This window comes from Bacillus sp. CGMCC 1.16541, from assembly GCF_003184905.1.
Taxonomy (GTDB): Bacteria; Bacillota; Bacilli; order Bacillales; family Bacillaceae_H; genus Priestia.
This window is the reverse complement of sequence record NZ_QFRU01000018.1, coordinates 47,068-68,945: the sequence shown is the minus strand read 5'-3', so window position 1 is coordinate 68,945 and position 21,878 is coordinate 47,068. Positions and strand designations below refer to the sequence as shown.

3 protein-coding genes are annotated in these 21,878 nt (G+C 44.0%); 2 read left to right on the top strand and 1 reads right to left on the bottom strand.

The window, feature by feature from the left end:
- Window positions 1-24 precede the first annotated feature (24 nt).
- Both DIS06_RS15000 and DIS06_RS14995 read left to right on the top strand, forming a co-directional pair.
- Entirely contained in the window at window positions 25-20,880 is a 20,856-nt protein-coding gene (locus DIS06_RS15000; RefSeq protein WP_110114042.1) for a BMQ_0737 family morphogenetic spore coat protein, read from the top strand.
- A 160-nt stretch (window positions 20,881-21,040) separates the two neighbouring features.
- A complete protein-coding gene (locus tag DIS06_RS14995; RefSeq protein ID WP_110114041.1) occupies window positions 21,041-21,532 on the top strand; it encodes a hypothetical protein in 492 nt (163 codons plus the stop codon).
- 73 nt (window positions 21,533-21,605) lie between these two features.
- Here the strand turns inward: DIS06_RS14995 and DIS06_RS14990 are convergent, their stop codons facing one another.
- Entirely contained in the window at window positions 21,606-21,812 is a 207-nt protein-coding gene (locus tag DIS06_RS14990) for a hypothetical protein (protein ID WP_110114040.1), read from the bottom strand.
- Window positions 21,813-21,878: the final 66 nt, after the last annotated feature.

The following is a 21,878-nucleotide window of genomic DNA, read 5'->3' as shown; positions in this document are numbered from 1 at the left end:
TTACTTTTTCAAGGAGGTATATACATGGCTTTTCCATCAAATGAGCAATTTCAACCTATCTTCCTAGGCGCACAGCCGCTCTTTGATGTGGTTGGAGATGAATCACCATCCTCAACTGACATTGTAGGAAATACGCAATTTCCCGCTGCTTTCGTGTCCTATGATGGAACAACTATTTACTTTCGACTTCGGGTGAACACAGATCCGCGAAATTCACAATTAACAGGGTTTCGTAACTTTGCATGGGGTGTACTTATTAACACAACCGGTACACCAGGTGTTTACAATTGGCTCGCGAACGTAAACGGTTTAAACAACACCATCAATTTAATTGAAAATACACAGCAAGTCTTTAACTCGTGGAATGACCCCGCTGAAGGAACCGATGGACGCGGGACGCCTAATTTCACGCAGCCCATTGCCAACTTTGATGTAGCACGCGCAACATTAACAAACGATGGTTCTAACTTCGGAGGAAATCCAGATTATTTTGTGGATTTTCAATATCCCGCTGCTCAATTTTTTCAGACGTTAGGCATTAGTTCCTCTACTGATTTACGATTCATTTTCTTTACGTCAGCAAATGCAAATAACTACAATAAAGATTCATTGCGAACGTCAGAGGGCTTTAAATTTATCGATGCATTAACGAATCCTGTTTCACCTGATGATGTCGATAGTCGCGCACGATTAAATGCAACGAAAGTCATTTCATCAGGTCCGACTTCTGTATTAACTGGAAATCTGACTACTTGGACGCAAACGGTAACCGTTAGCAATACAGGACGGTCATTAGCAAGGCAAGTAAATGTAACAGATGTGTTTAACATTGATCTCTTATCGAATGTAAGCTCTATTACAGCTTCTACTGGAACAACGACGTTTAACTTGTCTAATCGCACGCTATCATGGAACATCGGTAACCTTGCAGTAGGACAAACCGCTACATTAACATATACAGTAACCGGTACATTCACATCAGCAGGCACAAGACGACTGAATACGGTAACAGCTTCTGGTATTGATAACCAAACAGGTACGCAATTAGCGAATGCCGTTGCGTTTAATGATGTCACCGTCGCAGCGGCTTCTGCGATTACCGGGCAAGTCACCTCTGGGCAAACAGGCTTACCCCTTAGTAACGTCACCGTGGAACTACGAAATTCGACGAACGTGCTTGTTGGAACCACAACAACGAATGCACAAGGAAACTATAGCTTCACGCAACTTGCTGCTGGTACGTATAATCTCACTTTTATCGCTGCAGGATTCACAACTCTCACTCAATCCACAACTGTTTTAGCAGGGCAAACACAAATTGTGAATGTCATTTTACAACCTGTTCCGGGAACCGTCACCGGTACTGTGACAAATTCTGGTGGCACACCGATTGCTGGAGCTACCCTTCGACTCATTGATTCATTGAACAATGTCATTGCGACCGTGACAACGAACGCACAAGGACAATATACCATTTCAAATGTTACACCAGGAAACTATACAATTACCGCAAGCGCAACAAACTTTCAAGCGCAGTCTCGTGGAATTACGGTGACATCTGGACAAACAACAACAGCAAATTTTACGCTTGCACCATCACCTGGCACCGTCACTGGAACAGTGACAAACCCAGGAGGAGCCGCGATTGCTGGGGCACTTGTGGAAGTGTTGGATGCTGGAAATAATGTCATCGCAACTGCGACAACGAATGCACAAGGGCAGTATACGATTAGTCAGCTAGCTCCAGGAACCTTCCAGCTTCGCGTAACCGCTCAAAATTTCCAAACTGGCTTACTCGGCTTTACTATTCAAGCAGGTCAAACAACCACCCAAAATGTCGTGTTACAACCTTCTCCAGGAACTTTAACAGGGACGGTACGAGATGCGCAAACGAATACTGTTTTAGCCGGGGCCTCTGTTAATATTGTGAATCAAGGCGGCATTACAGTCGCAACCGCCACCACGAATGCACAAGGACAATATACTGTCGCAAACCTTGCACCAGGTAGCTATACCGTCACGTTTGGGCAGCCTGGTTATGCTAGTCAAACAACGGGTGCCATTCTTCAACCGAATGCGACAACAACATTAAATGGGACACTCAATCGAATTGTCGGAGTTATTAGTGGAACGGTGACGAACAATCAAGGTGGACCACTTGTTGGTGGGATCATCAATGTCTTTTTAAACAACAATCTTGTTGCATCCGTTAGTACAGATCAAAATGGCTCATACACCATTCCAAACTTAGCACCAGGAAACTATACAGTAACAGCAACCGCGCAGAACTTTCAATCACAGCTACTAGGGGCAGAAGTCGTTGGTTTTACAACTACAACGGTTACCTTCTCGCTTAACCCAGATCCAGGCACATTAACAGGGACGGTAACAAATTCAAACGGAGAAGCTGTAGCAGGTGCCATTCTTAATGTGCGCACAAACATTGGTGGCGCTATTGTTGGTACAGGTGTTACGAATCAAAACGGTGTATATACAATCCCGAACTTAGCACCAGGAACGTACGTCGTAACAGCAACCGCTCCAACGCTTCAAACAGCCAGTCAAGGAACAGCGATTCAATCGAATCAAACAACAACGTTAAACTTTACATTAGCATTTAATCCTGTTTCAATCGTCGGAACCGTAACGAATCAACAAACGGGTGAGCCGATTTCTGGGGCTCAAATTCAAGTACGTATTTTAGATGCAAATGGCAGTGTAATTTCTACCGTTTTTACTGATTTACAAGGAAATTTCCTTGCACCGCAGTTAGCACCAGGAACGTATACACTTGTAGCATCAGCATCGAACTTTCAAACGAACTTTGCAACTGTCACGGTACCTCCTGGGGAACAAGGAACGGTAACTATCGCATTAGCACCAAGCCCTGGTCTTATTACCGGTCAAGTGAGAAGTAACGGAACACCGATTGCTGGGGCGACTGTGAGTGTTGTTGATCAAAACAACGTCCAAATTCAAGTTGCTTTAACCGACAGTCAAGGAAATTATACAGTCGAAGGCTTACCACCTGGCAATTATAACGTTGTTGCGAGCGCAACGAATTTCCAAACGAATATCGCTGGAGCCATTGTCTTAGCAAGTACAACAACAGTTACTGTTGTCAATCTTGCACCAGATCCAGGTTCAATTGTCGGAACCGTTTCTCCTGCTCAACCAAATACGGTAGTCGAGCTATACAACAATCAAAATATCTTCATTCAAAGTACAGTAGCCGATAGCAACGGTGCGTATCAATTTTTAAATTTAGCTCCCGGGAACTATATTGTGACAGCTACAGCACCAAACTTTACAACTGAATCTGCTGGAGCCATTGTCGCTTCAAATGTCCAAACAACCGTTAATTTAACGGTAAATCCAAATCCGTCAACCATTTCTGGTACGGTACGTGATACAGATGGAAGTCCAATTTCAAACGCTGTAATTCGTGTGTTAGATGCAAATGAAACGATTTTAGGAACGGCTGGAACTGATGCGAATGGGGCGTATTCAATCGGAAATCTTCCACCTGGGTCATTCACGGTTACCGCTACCGCTCCGTCGTTTGGCAATTCACTTACAGGTGTGACCTTACAGCCTGGTAGTAACGTACCAAATGTTAATTTCTCGCTTACTCCAAACCCTGGTGCACTAAGTGGACTTGTGACGAACGAAGCAAATGGGGAGCCACTTATTAATGCGACCGTTGTAATTCGCCAAGCAACTGGTGCTGGCATTATTGTTGCGACAGTGACAACCGATTTAAACGGAAACTTCCTTGTTCAAAACTTAACACCAGGAAGCTACACGGTGACCGCTTCGTTCCCTACGTTTGGAACAGATACGGTTGGGGCCATCGTTGTGAGTGATACAACGTCTATTGCCAATATTTCATTACGTGAGCTAAACGGCTCCATTTCCGGTCAGCTCGTCGACCAAAACGGAAGCCCGATTACAGGACCAAATTTACAAATTCGCTTACTCGATTTAAACGGCGTGTTAATTGCAACCGTTCTCGCACAACCGGATGGAACATTTGCGTTCTTTGATGTATTACCAGGTAGCTATGTAATCAACGCTTCTGCCCCTGGGTTCCAAGCAACAACCATTAGCGTTCAAGTGCAAGCGAATCAAGTGACACAAACGACTGTTTCACTTCAGCCTTCCCCTGCTACATTAACAGGGCAAGTGATTAATGAACAAACAGGTGTTGGCATTGCAGGTAGTCTTATTTCGATTATCAATCCGAACACAGGGGTTTTAATTGGCGCAGGTACGTCAAGTCAAGATGGCACGTTTCGTATTGAAAACTTACCGGCTGGCTCATTTATCGCAACAGCTGATGCGCTGAATTTCGGAACCGCATCGCGAGCTGTCATTTTAGTTGCAGGTGAAACGACGACAACTACCCTTCCACTTACACCAAACCCCGGTAGTGTCACAGGATTTGTCGTCAATCGTGAGAATGGAGATGCTCTCGCTGGAGCAAGCGTGCAAATTTTTGATCAAACAGGTGCTGCGGTTGTTTCGGTTGTATCCAATGCACTCGGACAATATGCTGTTCCAAGTTTAGCACCAGGCAACTATACAGCGATTGCGACTGTTCAAGGATTTACAAGTCAAACAGTTGGCTTTACAGTTACGTCAAACACTGAAACCGTCGCCAGCTTCGCATTAGAACCGAATCCATCACAAATTCAAGGTAGCGTAACAAATGTGGCAACAGGTGCTCCAGTCGTTGGTGCAAGTGTGATTGTTCGTCAATTTACGGCTTCTGGCCCAATTATTGCGACAACTGTTACGGACTCAAACGGTTTTTACGTTGTTCCAAACTTACCACAAGGGACATTTACTGTCATTGTTCTTGAGCCTTCATTTGGATCGCAAGCATCGTCAGTTACGTTAACCCCTGGCGAAACAGCGACTTTAAATTTCACACTTGAACAATTGCCTTCTGCTGTAGAAGGAACCGTTCTGAACGCTGATACAGGCGAACCGATTGTAAATACGCTTGTTCAGTTAATTGATGATAACGGTATTCTTGTGACGCAAACGCAAACAGATGTGAATGGTTTTTATCAAATTACAGGGTTTACGGCTGGTGATTACACGATTCCTTTTAGCAACCCAACGTTCCAAGCTCGAACGTTAAGTTTTACTGCACAGCCGAATGAAACGTCTGTTGTTAACGCAAATTTAATTGCAAACCCTGGTTCAATTGCAGGGCAAGTGTTTGATGTTGAAACAAACACACCGCTTGTCGGTGCTGCTGTACTTGTGTATCCTGCAATTGGCTTAAACCCAATTGCCACACTCGTAACCGATGCATTTGGTGGCTATTTTCTATCTGGATTAGCACCTGGTGCTTATATTCTCGTCGCGTCGTATCAAAATTACGCGTCTTCTTCAACAGGGATTACGGTTCGATCGAATGAAACAACTTCATCGAACATTTTCCTTACACCAAATCCGGCAACAATTTCAGGTACGGTCACGTCAGACACTGGTAATCCGATTAGCAATGCCACCATTCGTGTGTTAGATCAAAATGAGATTGTCCTTGGCACGGCGGTAACAGATGAATTTGGAAACTATTCGATTGCAAATTTACCACAAGGAAATCAACAAATGATTGTTAGTGCTCCAGGCTTTGGCGCTCAGCTAGGTGGAGTCATTTTAACACCAGGAGCAATTGTTACTGATGTGAACTTTACCTTAACAGCCAATGCAGGTAGTATCGCCGGACAAATTACCACAGCAGATACAGGTGAGCCGATCATTGGAGCGATTGCGGTTGTTCGGACCGTTGCGGGAATTCCGGTCGTTGTTGCCTCGACTACGACTGATGATTTTGGGAATTATGTTGTAAATGGATTACAGCCAGGTTCGTATACAGTGACCGGTTCAGCTACAGGCTTTGCGCTTGCAACGGTTGGCGCCATCGTCGTCAGCGACACAACAACAGAAGCGAACATCGCCTTGTCTCGCCTTGTTGGTTCAATCTCTGGAACAGTGGTTGATATTCAAGGAAATCCATTATTAAATATCCCAATTCAAATACGTGTGTTTGATCAAAGCGGCCTTTTACTTGAAACCATCGCCGCTCAATCAGACGGGACGTTCTTAATTGATAACCTACCACCAGGCTCGTATCAACTGACTGTTTTGGCACAAAATTATGCGGCAAACACAGTTGGCGCCTTTGTCGTTGCAAATGAAGTAACAGTCATTACTGTCCCACTTACACCAAACCCTGGAACCGTTACAGGTCAAGTTATCAACGCGTCAACAAGTGTACCAGTTGCTGGAGCCATTGTATCAGTAACCGATGTAAACGGTCTTCCAATTGGGAACACGGTGGCTGATAATAACGGAAACTTTGTCATTTCTGAATTACCTCCAACGACCGTTATTGTGTCAGCGGTGGCACCAAACTTCGGATCTGATTCTCGTTCTGTGATTTTAACGCCTGGTGGTACAGCGACTACAACATTAAGCTTAACACCAAATCCTGGAGCAATTAGCGGTTTTGTAACGAATGAGCAAACGAGTGATCCACTTGTTGGCGCAACGATTCAAGTATTCGATGTTACAAATGCCCTCGTCGCAACAGTCGTGTCTGATAGTAACGGTTTTTATCAATTTACAAACTTAGCACCTGGCTTTTATCGAGTGATCGCAACAGCAACCAATTTCGGATCATTGTTACAAGATGTTCAAGTGTTTTCAAATCAAGTGACGTCTGTTAATTTTGCATTGCCACCAAACCCCGGATCGATTTTTGGTACGGTTGTGAATCAACAAACCGGTGACTTTATTGTTGGAGCGACGATTATTGTACGTGAATTTTCACCAGCTGGGCCAATCGCTCAAACAACAGCAACAGATAGTAGCGGACAATTTACTGTTTTGAACCTTGCACCAGGAACGTATGCGGTTACGGCATTTAACCCGAACTTCGGAACACAAAGTACGACAACCATTGTGCAATCAAATGGAGTTTCAACCGTTTCACTCGCCTTACCGCCAAATCCAGGGTCCATTCAAGGGCAAATAACGTCTGCTCAAACAGGTGAACCGATTGTGAACACGCAAGTACGTGTGCTTAATGATAATGGTGTGTTAGTAGCAACGGTTCAAACAGATATTAATGGAAATTACTTTGTTTCAGGATTACTTCCAGGAACGTATACCGTTGTCTTTTCGAACCCAGATTTCCAAAGCAGTACAGTCGGTGCGGTTGTTGGAGCTGGTAGTACTGTCACTTTAAATCGTGCATTAACACCTGATCCTGGCACGATTACAGGAACGGTCGTCGATGCACAAACAGGTCTTCCACTCGTTGGCGCTCTGGTTCAAGTGTTTCCTGCACAAAGCTTACTTTCTATTGCAGATGCTATCACGAACCAAAATGGCACGTACACCATCTCTGGTATTGAACCTGGTGAATACGTGATTGTTGGTACAGCTTTTAATTATGCCAGTAACGCAGTAGGGGCAACTGTTTCACCGAATGCAACTGCTGTTGCTAATCTTTTCTTAGTACCGAATCCAGCAACGGTGAGTGGTACGGTTGTTTCAACAGACGGCACGCCAATCGCAGGAGCGACAGTTCGCATTATCGATCAAAACGAAACGGTGCTCGGAATCGGCGTGACTGATCAAAATGGAAATTATACAATCGGGAACCTCCCTCCTGGATCACAAACTGTCATTGTGTCAGCACTTAACTTTGGCACACAAATAATTGGTGTCACTTTAACACCTGGTCAGGTTCTTACAGGGGTAAACGCTGAACTCACACCAAATCCAGGATCTGTTCAAGGAACCGTCACAAATGAACAAACTGGCGAACGGATTGCTGGAGCAGAGGTGATTATTCGAAAAGTTGGCGCGACTTCAGTGATTGTCGCAAGCACGACAACAGACAACAATGGAAACTACCTTGTGAATAACTTAGCTCCTGGTACGTATGTCGTAACCGCGAGTCGAAGTGGTTTTGGAGTAGGTTCTGTTGGTGTAACCGTTATTAGTGATGCAACATCTATCGCTAATCTTTCTTTAACACCACTTACAGGAACAATTACAGGGACTATAACTGACCCGCAAGGTAATCCAATCACTGGAAATAATCTTCAAATTCAAGTATTTAATCAAAGTGGTCAGCTTGTTAAGTCAGTTTTAGCAAATGAAGACGGTACGTTTACTATTCTCGATCTACCTCCAGGGACGTATCAATTAACCTTTACAGCTCCAAATTTCGCAACTGGAACCTTTAGCACAACTGTTGTATCAGAACAAACAACAAATTTAACAGCTATTTTACAGCCAAATCCTGCTACTGTTATTGCTCAAGTGATTAACGAAGAAACGGGAGAGCCGATTGCTGGGGCGATTGTAACTGTAACGTTACCAACTGGAACGATTGTCGGCGATGGTGTAACCGATGCAAATGGGTTTGTAACGATTGAAAACCTGCCTCCACAAACATTGAACATCTCGATTACTGCAGATAACTTTGGCAGCGTCTCACAATCGATTATTCTTGCTCCTGGGCAAGTGCTTGAAACATCCATTTCGTTATCGCCACAAACAGGGACACTTCAAGGTACAGTCGTTAACGACTCAACAGGTGTGGCCATTGCTGGGGCAACGGTGAGAGTGTTCAGCTTTACACGTGGCCTTGTCGCAACGTTAGTTACCAATGAATTTGGTTTCTATGAAGTGCAAAATTTATCCACAGGGCAATATCGCGTAATTGTCTCTGCTACTAATTTTGGTAGTATCGTAGGAGAAACAACCGTCGTTGTCAATCAAGTGACAGTGTTGAACTTCTTTTTACCACCTGATCCTGGTTCCATTCAAGGGGTAGTTGTGAATGAACAAACAGGTGATCCATTAGCTGGAGCTTCGATTGTGATTCGTCAGTTCTCACCTACTGGACCAATTGTCGCAACTTTATCAACAGATCAAAGTGGGTTTTTCACCGTCAATAATTTAGCTCCTGGTTCTTATACGGTTATCAGTTTGGCTCCAAATTTCGGAAGTGAAGCAGCGTCTGTTTTTGTTCAGTCGAATGCTACTTCTACTGTGATATTGGCGCTTGCACCGAATCCTGGAACCGCTCAAGGAACTCTTACAAATGCTCAAACAGGCGATCCATTATCAGGGGCGTTCGTTCGCGTATTAGATAGCAACCGCGTTATCATTCAAGAAATACAAACTGATGCAAATGGAAATTATCGAGTAGACGAATTAGCACCGGGTGACTATTTATTGATTGCTGTATCACCTAATTTTCAGCGTGAAACGATTGGCTTTACTGTTGCATCAGGTGAAACAACGACCGTCAACCTTGCGCTTACACCAGATCCAGGGCTAATTACCGGGCGCGTAGTTGATCAACAAACAGGATTAGCACTTGAAGGAGCGCTTGTTCAAGTATTTCCTGCTCAAAGTCTCGTTCCTATTGCCAATGCTGTAACCGACCAAAACGGGAATTACCAAATCGTAGCGCTTGCACCTGGCGAGTATGTGGTAACCGCAAATGCGCGTAACTATGCAAGGGGAGCGGTTGGAGCGACTGTTTTTGCCACCCAAACGACTGTTGCCAATCTTGGACTTCTTCCAAATCCTGCAACAATTAGTGGCGTTGTAACAAGCACAGGTGGGCAACCGATCGGAAATGCGAGCGTGAGGGTCATCGACCAAAATGAAGTCGTTTTAGGTACAGCATTAACGGATCAAAATGGAAATTATGTAATTAGCAATCTACCACCAGGCTCTCATACTATTATTGTCGCTGCTGCTACTTTCTCTACTCAAATTAGCGGCGTCACGCTTACAGCTGGTGATTTTATTGAAAATGTCAATTTTGTCTTAACGCCTAACCCAGGCAACTTAACAGGCCAAATTACAAATGGGCAAACTGGCGATCCGATTCCGAGTGCCATTACAATTGTTCGTCTCGTTGGAGGCGCTGGAGTGATTGTGGCGAACACAGTAACGGATATTGATGGACGTTATTTTATTAGCGGGTTAGCTCCTGGTTCTTATACAATTGTTGCGTCTCGAAATGGTTTTGGCACAGCAACGGTAGGCGCAGTCATTCAAAGTGACGTTACAACAATTGCTAACATTGTTCTTCTCCCAAATGTAGGGGCCATTACGGGGGTGATTACCGACTTACAAGGCAGTCCAATTTTAGGAGAAAATACGCAAATTCAAGTATTCGACCAAAGTGGTACGTTGTTAAAAACGTTACTCGCTTCATCTGACGGCACGTACAATGTACTCGACCTTCTTCCTGGAAGCTATACGCTCGTCATTACATCACCAAACTTTGCTGCTACAACAACAAGTGCAGTCGTCGTTTCAGACCAAACGACACAAGCGAATGTAACGTTAACACCGAATCCAGCTACGGTAACCGGGCAAGTGATAAATGCCGGAACAGGTGCGACAATTAGTGGCGCAATTGTAACAATTTCAGATCTTAATGGCATCGTTGTTGGATCAGGTACAAGTGATTTTAACGGGAATTTCACGATTCCAAACCTTCCAGCAACAACATTGATTGTATCAGCAATTGCCCAAGGCTTTGGCAGCGATTCAAAAGCAGTTTTACTCACACCAGGTGAAATTGAAGCGACGACATTAAGTTTAACGCCAAATCCTGGAACACTGCGTGGTACCGTAGTTGATGAGCAAACAGGTAATACCATTGCAGGTGCGACTGTTCAAGTATTTGATTTTACCCGAGCATTAGTAGCAACTGTTCAGACAGATCAAAATGGAGTCTATGAACTTCAAAATCTAGCACCGAACTTGTATCGTGTCACTGCGACTGCTGTCAAATTCGGCTCTGTCACACAGGATACTACTGTCACAGCAGACACGACCACAACGCTAGATTTCAGCTTACCACCAAATCCAGGGACGATTACAGGTACGGTATTTAATCAACAAACAGGTGCACCAATTGCCGGAGCAAGCATTGCCATTCGTCAGTTCTCGCCGGTTGGGCCGATTGTCGCTACAACAACAACCAATTCACAAGGACAATTTACAGTCTTTAATCTTACACCGAGCGCGTATACGGTCGTTGCATCGCAACCGAACTTCGGTACGCAAGCAGCCTCGACTTTTGTGCAATCGAACGAAGTATCAACTGTTCTATTAAACTTACCACCGAACCCAGGTACCGTCACCGGAACCATCACGAGTGCGCAAACAGGTGACGTATTACCAAACACACTCATTCGGATTGTTGATATTAATGGCGTGATAGTTGCCACATCGCAAACAGATGTAAACGGAATTTACCGAGTGGAAGGGTTAGCTCCTGGGACGTATACTCTCGTTGCCATTAACCCAGAGTTCCAACGAATTACGATTGGTTTTACCGTTTCATCTAATCAAACAGTGACACAAAACATTTCACTCATTCCAAATCCTGGTACGATTACTGGAACAGTGACAAGTGCTCAAACGGGAGATCCAATTGCCGGTGCAGTTATTCAAATTTTTCAATCTGAAAGCATTGTTCCAGTTGCGAATGCCATTACGAATCAAAATGGATTGTTTACAGTCATTGGCTTAGAGCCAGGTGAATATACCGTTGTAGCGCGAGCAATTAACTTCGGTTCTGTCGCGGTAGGCGCAATTGTGACACCAAATGATACAACAACAGTGACGCTCGCACTCCCTCCTTTACCTGGCGCAATTTTTGGGCGAGTCACCGACTTTGGCGGAAACGGCATTCCAAATGCAACCGTACGTTTATTAGATCAAAATCAAAATGTAGTCGGCATTGGTGCGACTGATTTAAATGGAAACTATACAATCGGAAACATTGCACCAGGCACGTATACTGTGTTGGCTAGTGCACCGAATTTTGGATCGAACACAATCGGTGTTACGCTTACGCCAGCTCAAGTTTTAACGAATGTGAACATTCCACTACAAGCAAATCCAGGGACGATCGCCGGGCAAGTGACTGATTCATCATCAGGAACACCAATTGCAGGAGCCACGATTACCGTACGTTCCATTAACACAGGAAACATTGTCGTTCAAACGGTTAATACAGATCAAGCAGGTAATTATGTTGCACCAAGCTTAGCACCAGGACAATATTCGGTCACTGTAACCAAATCTGATTTTGGCACACAAACTCAAACCGTGACCGTAACAAGTAATCAAACAACAACAGCTAATTTCGCTCTCATTGTTGATACAGGTACGATTTCAGGTACAGTCACAGACTCAAATGGAGATCCAATTACAGGTACAACAATTTTTGTTCGAGTATTCGATGAAAACAACTTACTCATCAAATCTGTTACCGCTCAACCAAATGGCACGTTTGCAGTTTTATATTTAGAACCTGGCACGTATACACTCGTTGCTGAAGCACCTAATTATGCAACAAATTCTGTGACAGTCATTGTTCAAGCAAATCAAACAACAACCGTATCGATTCCTTTAACACCGAATCCAGCAACCATTACAGGGCAAGTGTTCAATCAACAAACAAACACACCACTTCAAGGCGCAACGGTTACCGCATCTATCAATGGTCAACTTATTGCTACTACAGTCACTGACAATAACGGAACCTTCCAACTTGTGAATTTACCAGCAGGCTCCATTGATGTGACAGTGTCAGCACCTAATTTTGAATCAGCTACTCAAACTGTCACACTCACACCTGGAGAAACGGAACAAATTTCAGTTAGCTTAGCACCACTTGTCGGTTCAATTACTGGGACGATTATTAATCAGCAAACAAGCAATCCGATTGAAGGAGCAACCATTATTATTCGTCAATTCTCTCCTTCAGGTCCTATTGTCGCAACAGCCACAACAGATGCAGCAGGTGTCTTTACTGTATCAAACTTGCCACCTGGTACGTATACGGTTATTGCACAAGCAACAAATTTTGGTACCCAATCTGCGACAACGGTTGTCTTTGCGAACGCGACTTCTACTGTGACGATTGGCCTTACTCCTTCCCCTGGAGCTGTAGAAGGAACCGTTCGAAGCGGAACGACACTAATTGAAGGAGCGACAGTTCGTGTCATTCGCCGAGACGGAACACTTGTTGATGAAGTAACGACAAATGCAGTCGGTTTTTATGCAGTCGAAGGTCTTCCTGCGGACTCTTATACGCTAGTCGTAACGGATGCAGGTTTTCAACAGCAAAGCGTTGGATTTACAGTCGCACCAAATCAAACGACAACGGTTAACGTCAATCTCACTCCAAACCCTGGAACATTAACAGGCGTTGTCACTGATTTATTTACAGGCGGGCCAATTGCAAACGCGACTGTCCTAGTCTTCCCTTCTCAAAGCATCACACCGGTTGCGCAAGCTGTCACAGATTCAAATGGTCAATATACGATTTTAGGCTTAGCGCCTGGTGAGTACAATGTTGTGGCAACCGCTACAAACTATGCACGAAGAGGTGTAGGAGCTGTTATTACAGCCGGGGAACAAACTGTTGCTTCCATTGAATTAACACCAAATCCAGCGACGGTTTCTGGAACAATTACAGGAGCGGGAACTCCTTTACCAAACGCAACGGTACGCATTATTGATCAAAACGAAACGGTGTTAGGAACAGCGATTACAGATGAGAATGGAAACTATTCAATTAGTAACTTACCACAAGGAACGTTAACTGTTATTGTGTCGGCATCTGGATTTGCCACAAATTTAACAGCTGTTACGGTGACGCCTGGGCAAGTGTTACAAAATGTGAATGTTGATTTAAGCCCTCTATTTGGAAACATTACTGGTCAAATCTTTAATTCTGATACCGGAGAAGCAATTGTGGGCGCCATCGCTGTCGTTCGTACTGTTGGAGGAACGAGTATCATCGTGGCATCAGATACGACGGATTCTGACGGTAACTATTTTGTTGAAGGTCTTGCACCTGGTTCGTATTCGGTCGTTGGAACAGCCACTGGATTCGGAACGATTACTGTTGGAGCAATCGTTCAAGCAGCTTCTACAACGGTTGTCGACTTAGGGCTTCCACTGCTTACAGGTACGATCAGTGGAACTGTCACAGATATAGCTGGAAATCCTATTACCGGTTCAAATATTCAAGTGCAAGTATTTGATAGTAATGGCACCTTAATTAAAACATTGCTTGCAAACACGAATGGAACGTTCACAATCATTGATTTATCCCCTGGCACGTATATCATTCAAGTCACGGCACCAAATTACGGAACAGCTGTAGCAAGTGCCAATGTGGTTGCGAATGAAGTGACGACCATTACTGTACCACTTACTCCAAATCCAGCTACAGTTAACGGTCTTGTGATTAATGCAGTAACGCAAGAACCGTTGTCAGGTGTCATTATAACAGTGACAGATCGTAATGGGCTTATCGTTGGAAGTGCTGTAAGTGACATAAACGGGCAATTTATCATTCAAAACTTACCGCCAAATACGGTCACTCTTACTGCTACTGCCACACAACCTGGATTCGGTTCAGCCTCTGCTTCCGTTCAACTTGGTCCAGGTGCTGTAAATTCTGTGACACTTGCGCTATCTCCACAAGCAGGAGCTCTAACAGGAACGGTGCGAAATGCACAAACGGGAGAAGTGATTGCTGGAGCCACTGTTCAAGTATTTGATTTTACAAGAGCGCTTGTGGCGACAGTCGTTACCACTCAAAACGGCCAATATCTTGTGACGAATTTAAGTCCTGGGGCATATCGAGTCATCGCATCTGCTCAAAATGTTGGAAGTGTCGCTCAAGAAGTCGAAGTTGTCGCAAACGATACAGCTATTCTAAACTTTGATTTAGTCCCCAATCCTGGAACTATTCAAGGTACAGTTGTGAATCAACAAACGAATCAACCACTTGGTGGCGTGAGCATTGTTGTTCGTCAATTTTCACCAACCGGACCGATTGTTGCAAGTTCCGCAACGGATGGAAATGGCGTGTTCACCGTTCCTAATCTTGCTCCGGGAACGTATACCGTTATTGCTACACTTGCAAACTTCGGTACCCAAGCAGCATCCGTCATTGTCAATGCAGATGAAACAGCATTGGTTCAATTAGCGTTACCACCGAATCCTGGTATCGTTCAAGGTACGGTAACAAATGCACAAACAGGAGATCCACTAGCTAACACGTTCGTTCGCGTCATTGATGGAAATGGGGTTATTATCGGTGTCGTGCAAACAAATTCGAATGGACGCTATGGCCTTGAAGGGCTCACTCCTGGCACGTATACACTCATTGTCGTAAATGCAGATTTTCAGCGTGAAACAGTTGGTTTTATTATTACAGCAGGTCAGACCGTTGTCATCAACGTGGCGTTACAGCCAAATCCCGGATCGATTACTGGTATTGTATCAAGCACCCAAACAGGACTTCCACTTGCCGGAGCAGCTGTTCAATTATTCTCTGCTCAAGGACTAATCCCGATTGCGAATGCGGTGACAGATGAAAACGGTCGCTATCGCTTCATCGGTATTGCTCCTGGCACGTATACGGTTGTGGCGAATGCAACGAATTTCGCAAGAGGAAGCATCGGTACGACCGTTGTAGCAAACGAGCAATCCTTAGCAAACCTTGCGCTCCAGCCAAATCCAGCGACGGTTTCTGGTACGATTGTCGACCAAAATGGGGCTCCTATTTCAAACGCAACGGTTCGAGTCGTCGATGAAAATGAAACCGTACTTGGAACAGGAATTTCTGGTAGCAACGGCGCGTATGTCGTTGAAGGCCTTCCTTCTGGAACATATCGCGTGATTGTGACAGCTTCAGGATTTTCAACAGCTACAAGCAGCGTGACACTCGCTCCAGGTGAAGTAAAAGCCGACGTTAACTTCGTTCTTATTGCTAATCCTGGTACGCTAACAGGAACAGTTGTCAATGCTGAAAACAATTCACCACTTGTCGGAGTGAGTGTGGTTGTACGCAATCAAGCTGGACTAATTATTTCGTCTACATTTACGAATGTTGATGGACGTTATACGGTTCAGAATCTAGCACCTGGGTCTTATACAGTCACCTTCTTAAGCAATGGTTTTGGCACAATCGTGCTTGGGGCACAACTTGTATCAGGAATTACAACGATTTTAAATGCCGCTTTACGCCCTCTACCTGGAAGCGTTTTAGGACGTATTGTAGATGTACAAGGAAATCCAGTTACCGGGCAAAACATTCAAGTGAAGATTTTTAGTGAACAACTTGTTTTAATTCAAACTCTACTTGCACAAGAAGATGGCACATTCACCGTATTAAATTTAGAACCAGGAACGTATTTAGTCAATGCGACTGCACCTGGATTTGCAGCCAATACGGTTAGTGCGAACGTAACCGCAAATGAACAAACAGACGTGGTTGTTACGCTAACAGATTTACCAGCAACGTTAATTGGGCAAATTGTCAATGCAACGACAGGTGACGGCATTGTGGGTGCTTCACTTACCATCGTTCGACCAAATGGCGTGATTGTTGCAACAGGTATAAGTGGTGACAATGGCACATTTACATTTTCAAACCTACCTGCTGGCTCTTTCCTTGTTACCGCACAAGCACCTGGGTTTGGCAATGCGACAACATCCGTTATTTTAACATCTGGAGAAGTGACTTCTACAACGTTATCTTTGACTCCTTCCCCAGGAACATTATCGGGTCAAGTAACAAACGCATCAACGAATGAACCGATTTTAGGCGCAACCATTCAACTATTCGATCAAAATCGTACGTTTATTGGAACAGTCGTGACAAATAGTCAAGGGAACTTTACTGTGGCTAATTTGACTCCAGGACAATATACAGCCGTGATTAGCGCATCAAATTTTGGTAGTGAATTACGAGGGTTTGTTATCAATGCGAATACCGTAACAATTTTAGCTGTAGCACTGACTCCAAATCCTGGTATAATTCAAGGTCAAATTACGAATGAAGCAACAGGTCAACCAATTGCGAGTGCGAGTGTAATCATCCGCGCCCTTAGTCCTGCTGGTCCAATTATTGCTACAACGGTAACAGATCAAAATGGTTTTTATCAAATTACGGGCTTAGCTCCTAATGTGTATACGGTTGTTATAAGTGGAACACCATCATTTGGCTCTGAAGTCATTTCTGTGCGAGTGGACCCTGGCGAAACAGAGATTGTAAATGTGGCACTTACTCCTCTTCCTAGTGCTGTTCGAGGAAGAGTAACTGATGAAGGTGGTCGTGGCATTGCGAATGCACTTGTTCAATTATTTAACGAGCAAGGTGTACTCGTCCGTCGTATTCAAACAGATAATGATGGAAGCTACTTGTTAACAGGCTTTACAGCTGGAAACTACGTTCTTTCAGTGACTGAACCGAATTTCCAATTTGCTTCGTCAAGCTTCCAAGCATCACCTGGAGAAACGGTGACAGTGAACTTTACACTAGCCGGAAACCCTGGTTCCATCTTTGGTACTGTACGAAGCGCAGAAACAAATCAACCCATTCCAGGCGCAATTGTCCAACTCTTTACGGATCAAAGCTTAGTTCCACTCGCCTTTGCTGTTGCCGATCAACAAGGAAATTACCAATTTACAGGATTACAGCCTGGTAATTACCTCGTACTTGGATCTGCATTCAATTTTGCAAGTGCATCTGCTGGCGCATCAGTTGTGTCAAATCGAGCGACTGCTGCTAACTTATTCTTACAGCCGAACCCAGCTTCGATATCCGGAACAGTTACAACGGAAGATGGCACACCGATTAACAATGCTGTTGTTCGAATTTTAGATCAAAATGAAAACATTCTTAACTTTGGTGTAACAGGTCCAGATGGCACGTATGCAATCGGAAACCTTCCTGCTGGTACATTTAAAGTCGTTGTATCCGCACCTGGCTTTCAATCATTGCTATCAAGTCTTACACTCATTCAAGGTGAACAGCGTGACGATGTCAATTTCGTTCTACGTGCAAATCCTGGCTCCATTATTGGAACGATTACCGATGAAAATGGCGACCCGGTCGCAGGCGCCGTTATTACCGTTCGCCTGACAGGTCCTGCTGGCATAATTGTCGCCACAACTATTACAAATCAAGACGGCCAATACAGAGTGGAAAGTTTAGCCCCTGGCTCTTATATTGTCACAGTAAGTGCCTCTGGCTTTGATACTCAAACAGTTGGCGCTATTGTTGAATCTGATTCAACTACGACAGTCGATGTTATCTTGTCGCGTATCATTGGTTCAATAAGTGGTGTTGTATTAAACAATTTAGGTCAGCCGATTACAGGATCAAACATTGCAGTTTCCTTATTCGATGAAAACGGCATTCTCATTTTAACAACAACGATTCATTCAAGCGGTCAATTTGCCTTCCCAAATGTAGCGCCAGGAACGTATGTCGTGACCGCTTCTGCTGAAGGATTTATTACGGGAACAGCAGGTGCCATTGTTGTCGCAGGTGAAAACACAGCTGTCACCATTTTACTGCAACCGAATCCAGCTACAGTTACGGGTCGCGTTGTTAATGCTAACACAGGTGAAGGAATTCAAGGTGCCATTGTATCTGCTACAACTCCTGAAGGTCAAATTCTTGCGATTGCAACGACCGATGTAAATGGCAACTTTACAATTCCAAGCTTGCCACCTGGATCTATTATTATTACAGCAAATGCAGCAGGATTTGGGACGGATTCACGAGCTGTTCTCTTACAGCCGAATACAACAACAACAGTCACACTATCTCTTAGCCCAACTCCTGGACTGCTCGCTGGTACGGTTACAGATGAATTTGGTGAACCAATTTTAGGAGCCTCTGTGCAAGTATTCGACATTACAAACGGACTTGTGGCGACCGTTTTAACAAATCGTTTCGGGCAATACCGCATCGACGGACTAACACCTGGCAATTACCGTGTCATCTTTACAGCTCAACGATTCCAGCGCTTAGCTGCAGGTGCGACTATTAGCGCAGGTGAAACAACACAATTAAATGTTCAACTAACTCGCTTGTTTGCAACCGTCAACGGAACTGTATTAAATGCTGAAACAAGAGCACCGATTGCAGGCGCAACAGTCACACTGCGTTATCAAAGTGCTTCTGGTCCTATTTTTGCTACAGTGGTTACGGATGCATTGGGTCGCTTTGAATTTACCGGTGTGGCTGAAGGAACGATTGCCATTATTGCGACAGCAACAGGATTTGGTACAGAAGCATTTAACTCGACTGTATTTGCTGGTCAAACCGTCACATTTGAATTTCTACTCCTAGCTCAAACAGCAACCATTCAAGGAAGAGTAACCAATGCAAGTACGGGAGCAACACTACCAAATACGCGTATTCGTGTGATCAACAGCTTAGGCATTGTCGTTGCGACAACACAAACTGATGATGATGGAAATTACCTCGTATCTAATTTAGCGCCAGGAACGTATCAAGTTGTTGCACTGAACGTGAACTTCCAAGCACAAACACAATCTGTCACCATACGACCAAACCAAGTCGCAACCGTGAACTTTGAGTTAGTCGGAAACCCTGCTACATTGAGAGGTCGAGTGGTAGATGCTGATACTGGATTGCCAATTGTCGGTGCACTCGTTGAAGTGTTTGATGAGGCAGGTGTATCGATTGCTTTTGGGTTAACAGATGAAAATGGAAATTATGTGATTGAAGGCTTACCACAAGGTACCTTTACCGTCATCGCATCTGCTCCTGGTTATCTATCTGCATCTTCAACCGTTGAACTGCAAGCTGGTGAAACCGAAACACTTGACTTTGAATTAACGCGGAGACAAACAGAAGGTGGCGTAATTGCTGGAAGAGTATTCGATGCAGAAACAAATGCTCCAATTGTCAATGCGCAAGTAGATCTGATTGACAGGGAAGGAAGACTCGTCGCCTTTACGTTTACAGATGCAAACGGTCAATACTTCTTCCAAAACCTTACACCAGACACGTATACTGTATTCGTTACGGCAGAAGGCTACCAAGAAGCGCAACAAATTGTGCCTCTTGCAGAAGGCGAAAGTCGTCTTGATGTGAACTTTGCACTTAATCGAGCAACGGCATTCGGAGCGATTAGTGGAACGGTGTTGAGTGCGGAAGATAGCGAACCAATTGCTGGAGCACTCGTAGAGATTGTGAATGTAGACGGTGAAGTGGTCGCAACCGCCAGAACAGACGAATTTGGTAACTTCTTAATTGAAGGCTTACAACCTGATGTGTATACAGTCCGCGTCTCAGCAACAGGATTTGTAACCGGAACAGCACAGGCAACGGTATTTGCTGGTCAAATTACACCTGTGCAAATTATTTTAACACGTGAGCCTGTTCCACCGTTTAACCCTTGTGACTTAATCAATCCAATCCTTTCGTGTCACATTGTTAATGTCATATGTGGAGAAGTAAATCCTGCTAATCGTAAAAACGTGCAAGTTGTTTTAAAGGATGGATCAATTGCTACACTTCAAATTGTTCAACTTTTGAGTACGATTACACTTACTGTCTCAGTTACAGGTGATAACGGCTCTTGTGTGAGTGATTCATTTGATGTGATTGTACGAGAGCGCGTTATCTTATGTGCACCGAAAGGAACAAACGTTGTATGCCAAACGAACGTGATAGATTGCGATACTACGCTACTATGTGTAAACGGACAATTTACAGGCATCGCTCTCTCTCTACAATTAGCTCAAAGCATCACGTCTGAAACGAATGTGAACATCCAAATCACGGGCCGACACATATCGCCACGCCCTGAAATTTGTGATAATGATGTTACCTACGTTTCAGAATGCGAACCTAGTCTCCTTTGCGTAAATGTGCCAAAAGTCATTGATTGGGTCACAATTTGTACGAACCGAGATTTTCTGTTATCGACTAGCCAAGTAACTTTTAGATGTATCGAGTAATACGTTAACATTTTCGAGTTGTGTCAGGAAGCTTTTCTCCTCTGACACAACTTTTTTTATGAACTGATGTACGACCATTTTCTCTTAAATGTCTAAGCAAAAATGAGAGATTTTTCATACAATAATAAAAGATTCATAGAAAAGGAGAATGACCGCTTACGTGAGTAATCAAAACTTTCATTTGGATACAAGAACTCAATTTAGCTTCATGACGACTGATCATCGATTAAGCTGTGCATTAAGTGAAATTGTGGAACAAGCCATCAATATTAATGGTTATATGCAAGTTGAAATTTCTGTTAATCAAAACCTTGTTCGAATCGTCCCCGGCACGACAACTAGTGAGCTTGAAGACGAGATTCGAAAGGTACGATTAACACTCAATTCTCTTGGCATTAAATTTAGAGAGAAAAAAGTCATTCAAATGACCACCATCCCAGGTGTTCCCGGGCAACTTAACACGATCTACAGTGCTTTATGGTGCCGAGTAAATGTCAAAGCAATCTACCCAGGAGAAGACAACATATTATATATGGACGTTGTAAATATGGACAAAGCCTTACACATTCTTTCAAGTGATGAACTCCTGCAATGTCCAAGAGATTGTAAAGGGACACCCCCTTGGCTTTCTGTCGATTACTATGCAGATTAACTCTCAACAAGAAGAGAATGGAGCTGAGCCAAAAAGGGAAGTTCATTCCCCTCTTTTCGCTCAGCTCCATTGTTTACTTTTCATCAACATACCTGATAAAGTCTTGTGCTTTTAAAAACGCTGCTTGAATGTCTACTGGTAAATGTTGAACCTCTACCGGACCTTGAAGTGTATCAATGATGGTGATAAGCTGCTTGTTTGATACATCGTTCACAAGTTGTGATGCAAAGTCTCCTTCAATGTGACTTTCACGCTCTTCCACTTTCTTTACAACTCTCATTCCCATCCACCGTTTTCGTCGATACGATTGTACTTGACGCACAACGAGGATGGGATTTACTATAAT

Coding starts and splice junctions, on each gene's coding strand:
- DIS06_RS15000 (WP_110114042.1), top strand. CDS start 25: ATGGCTTTTCCATCAAATGAGCAATTTCAACCTATCTTCCTAGGCGCA.
- DIS06_RS14990 (WP_110114040.1), bottom strand. CDS start 21,812: ATGAGAGTTGTAAAGAAAGTGGAAGAGCGTGAAAGTCACATTGAAGGA.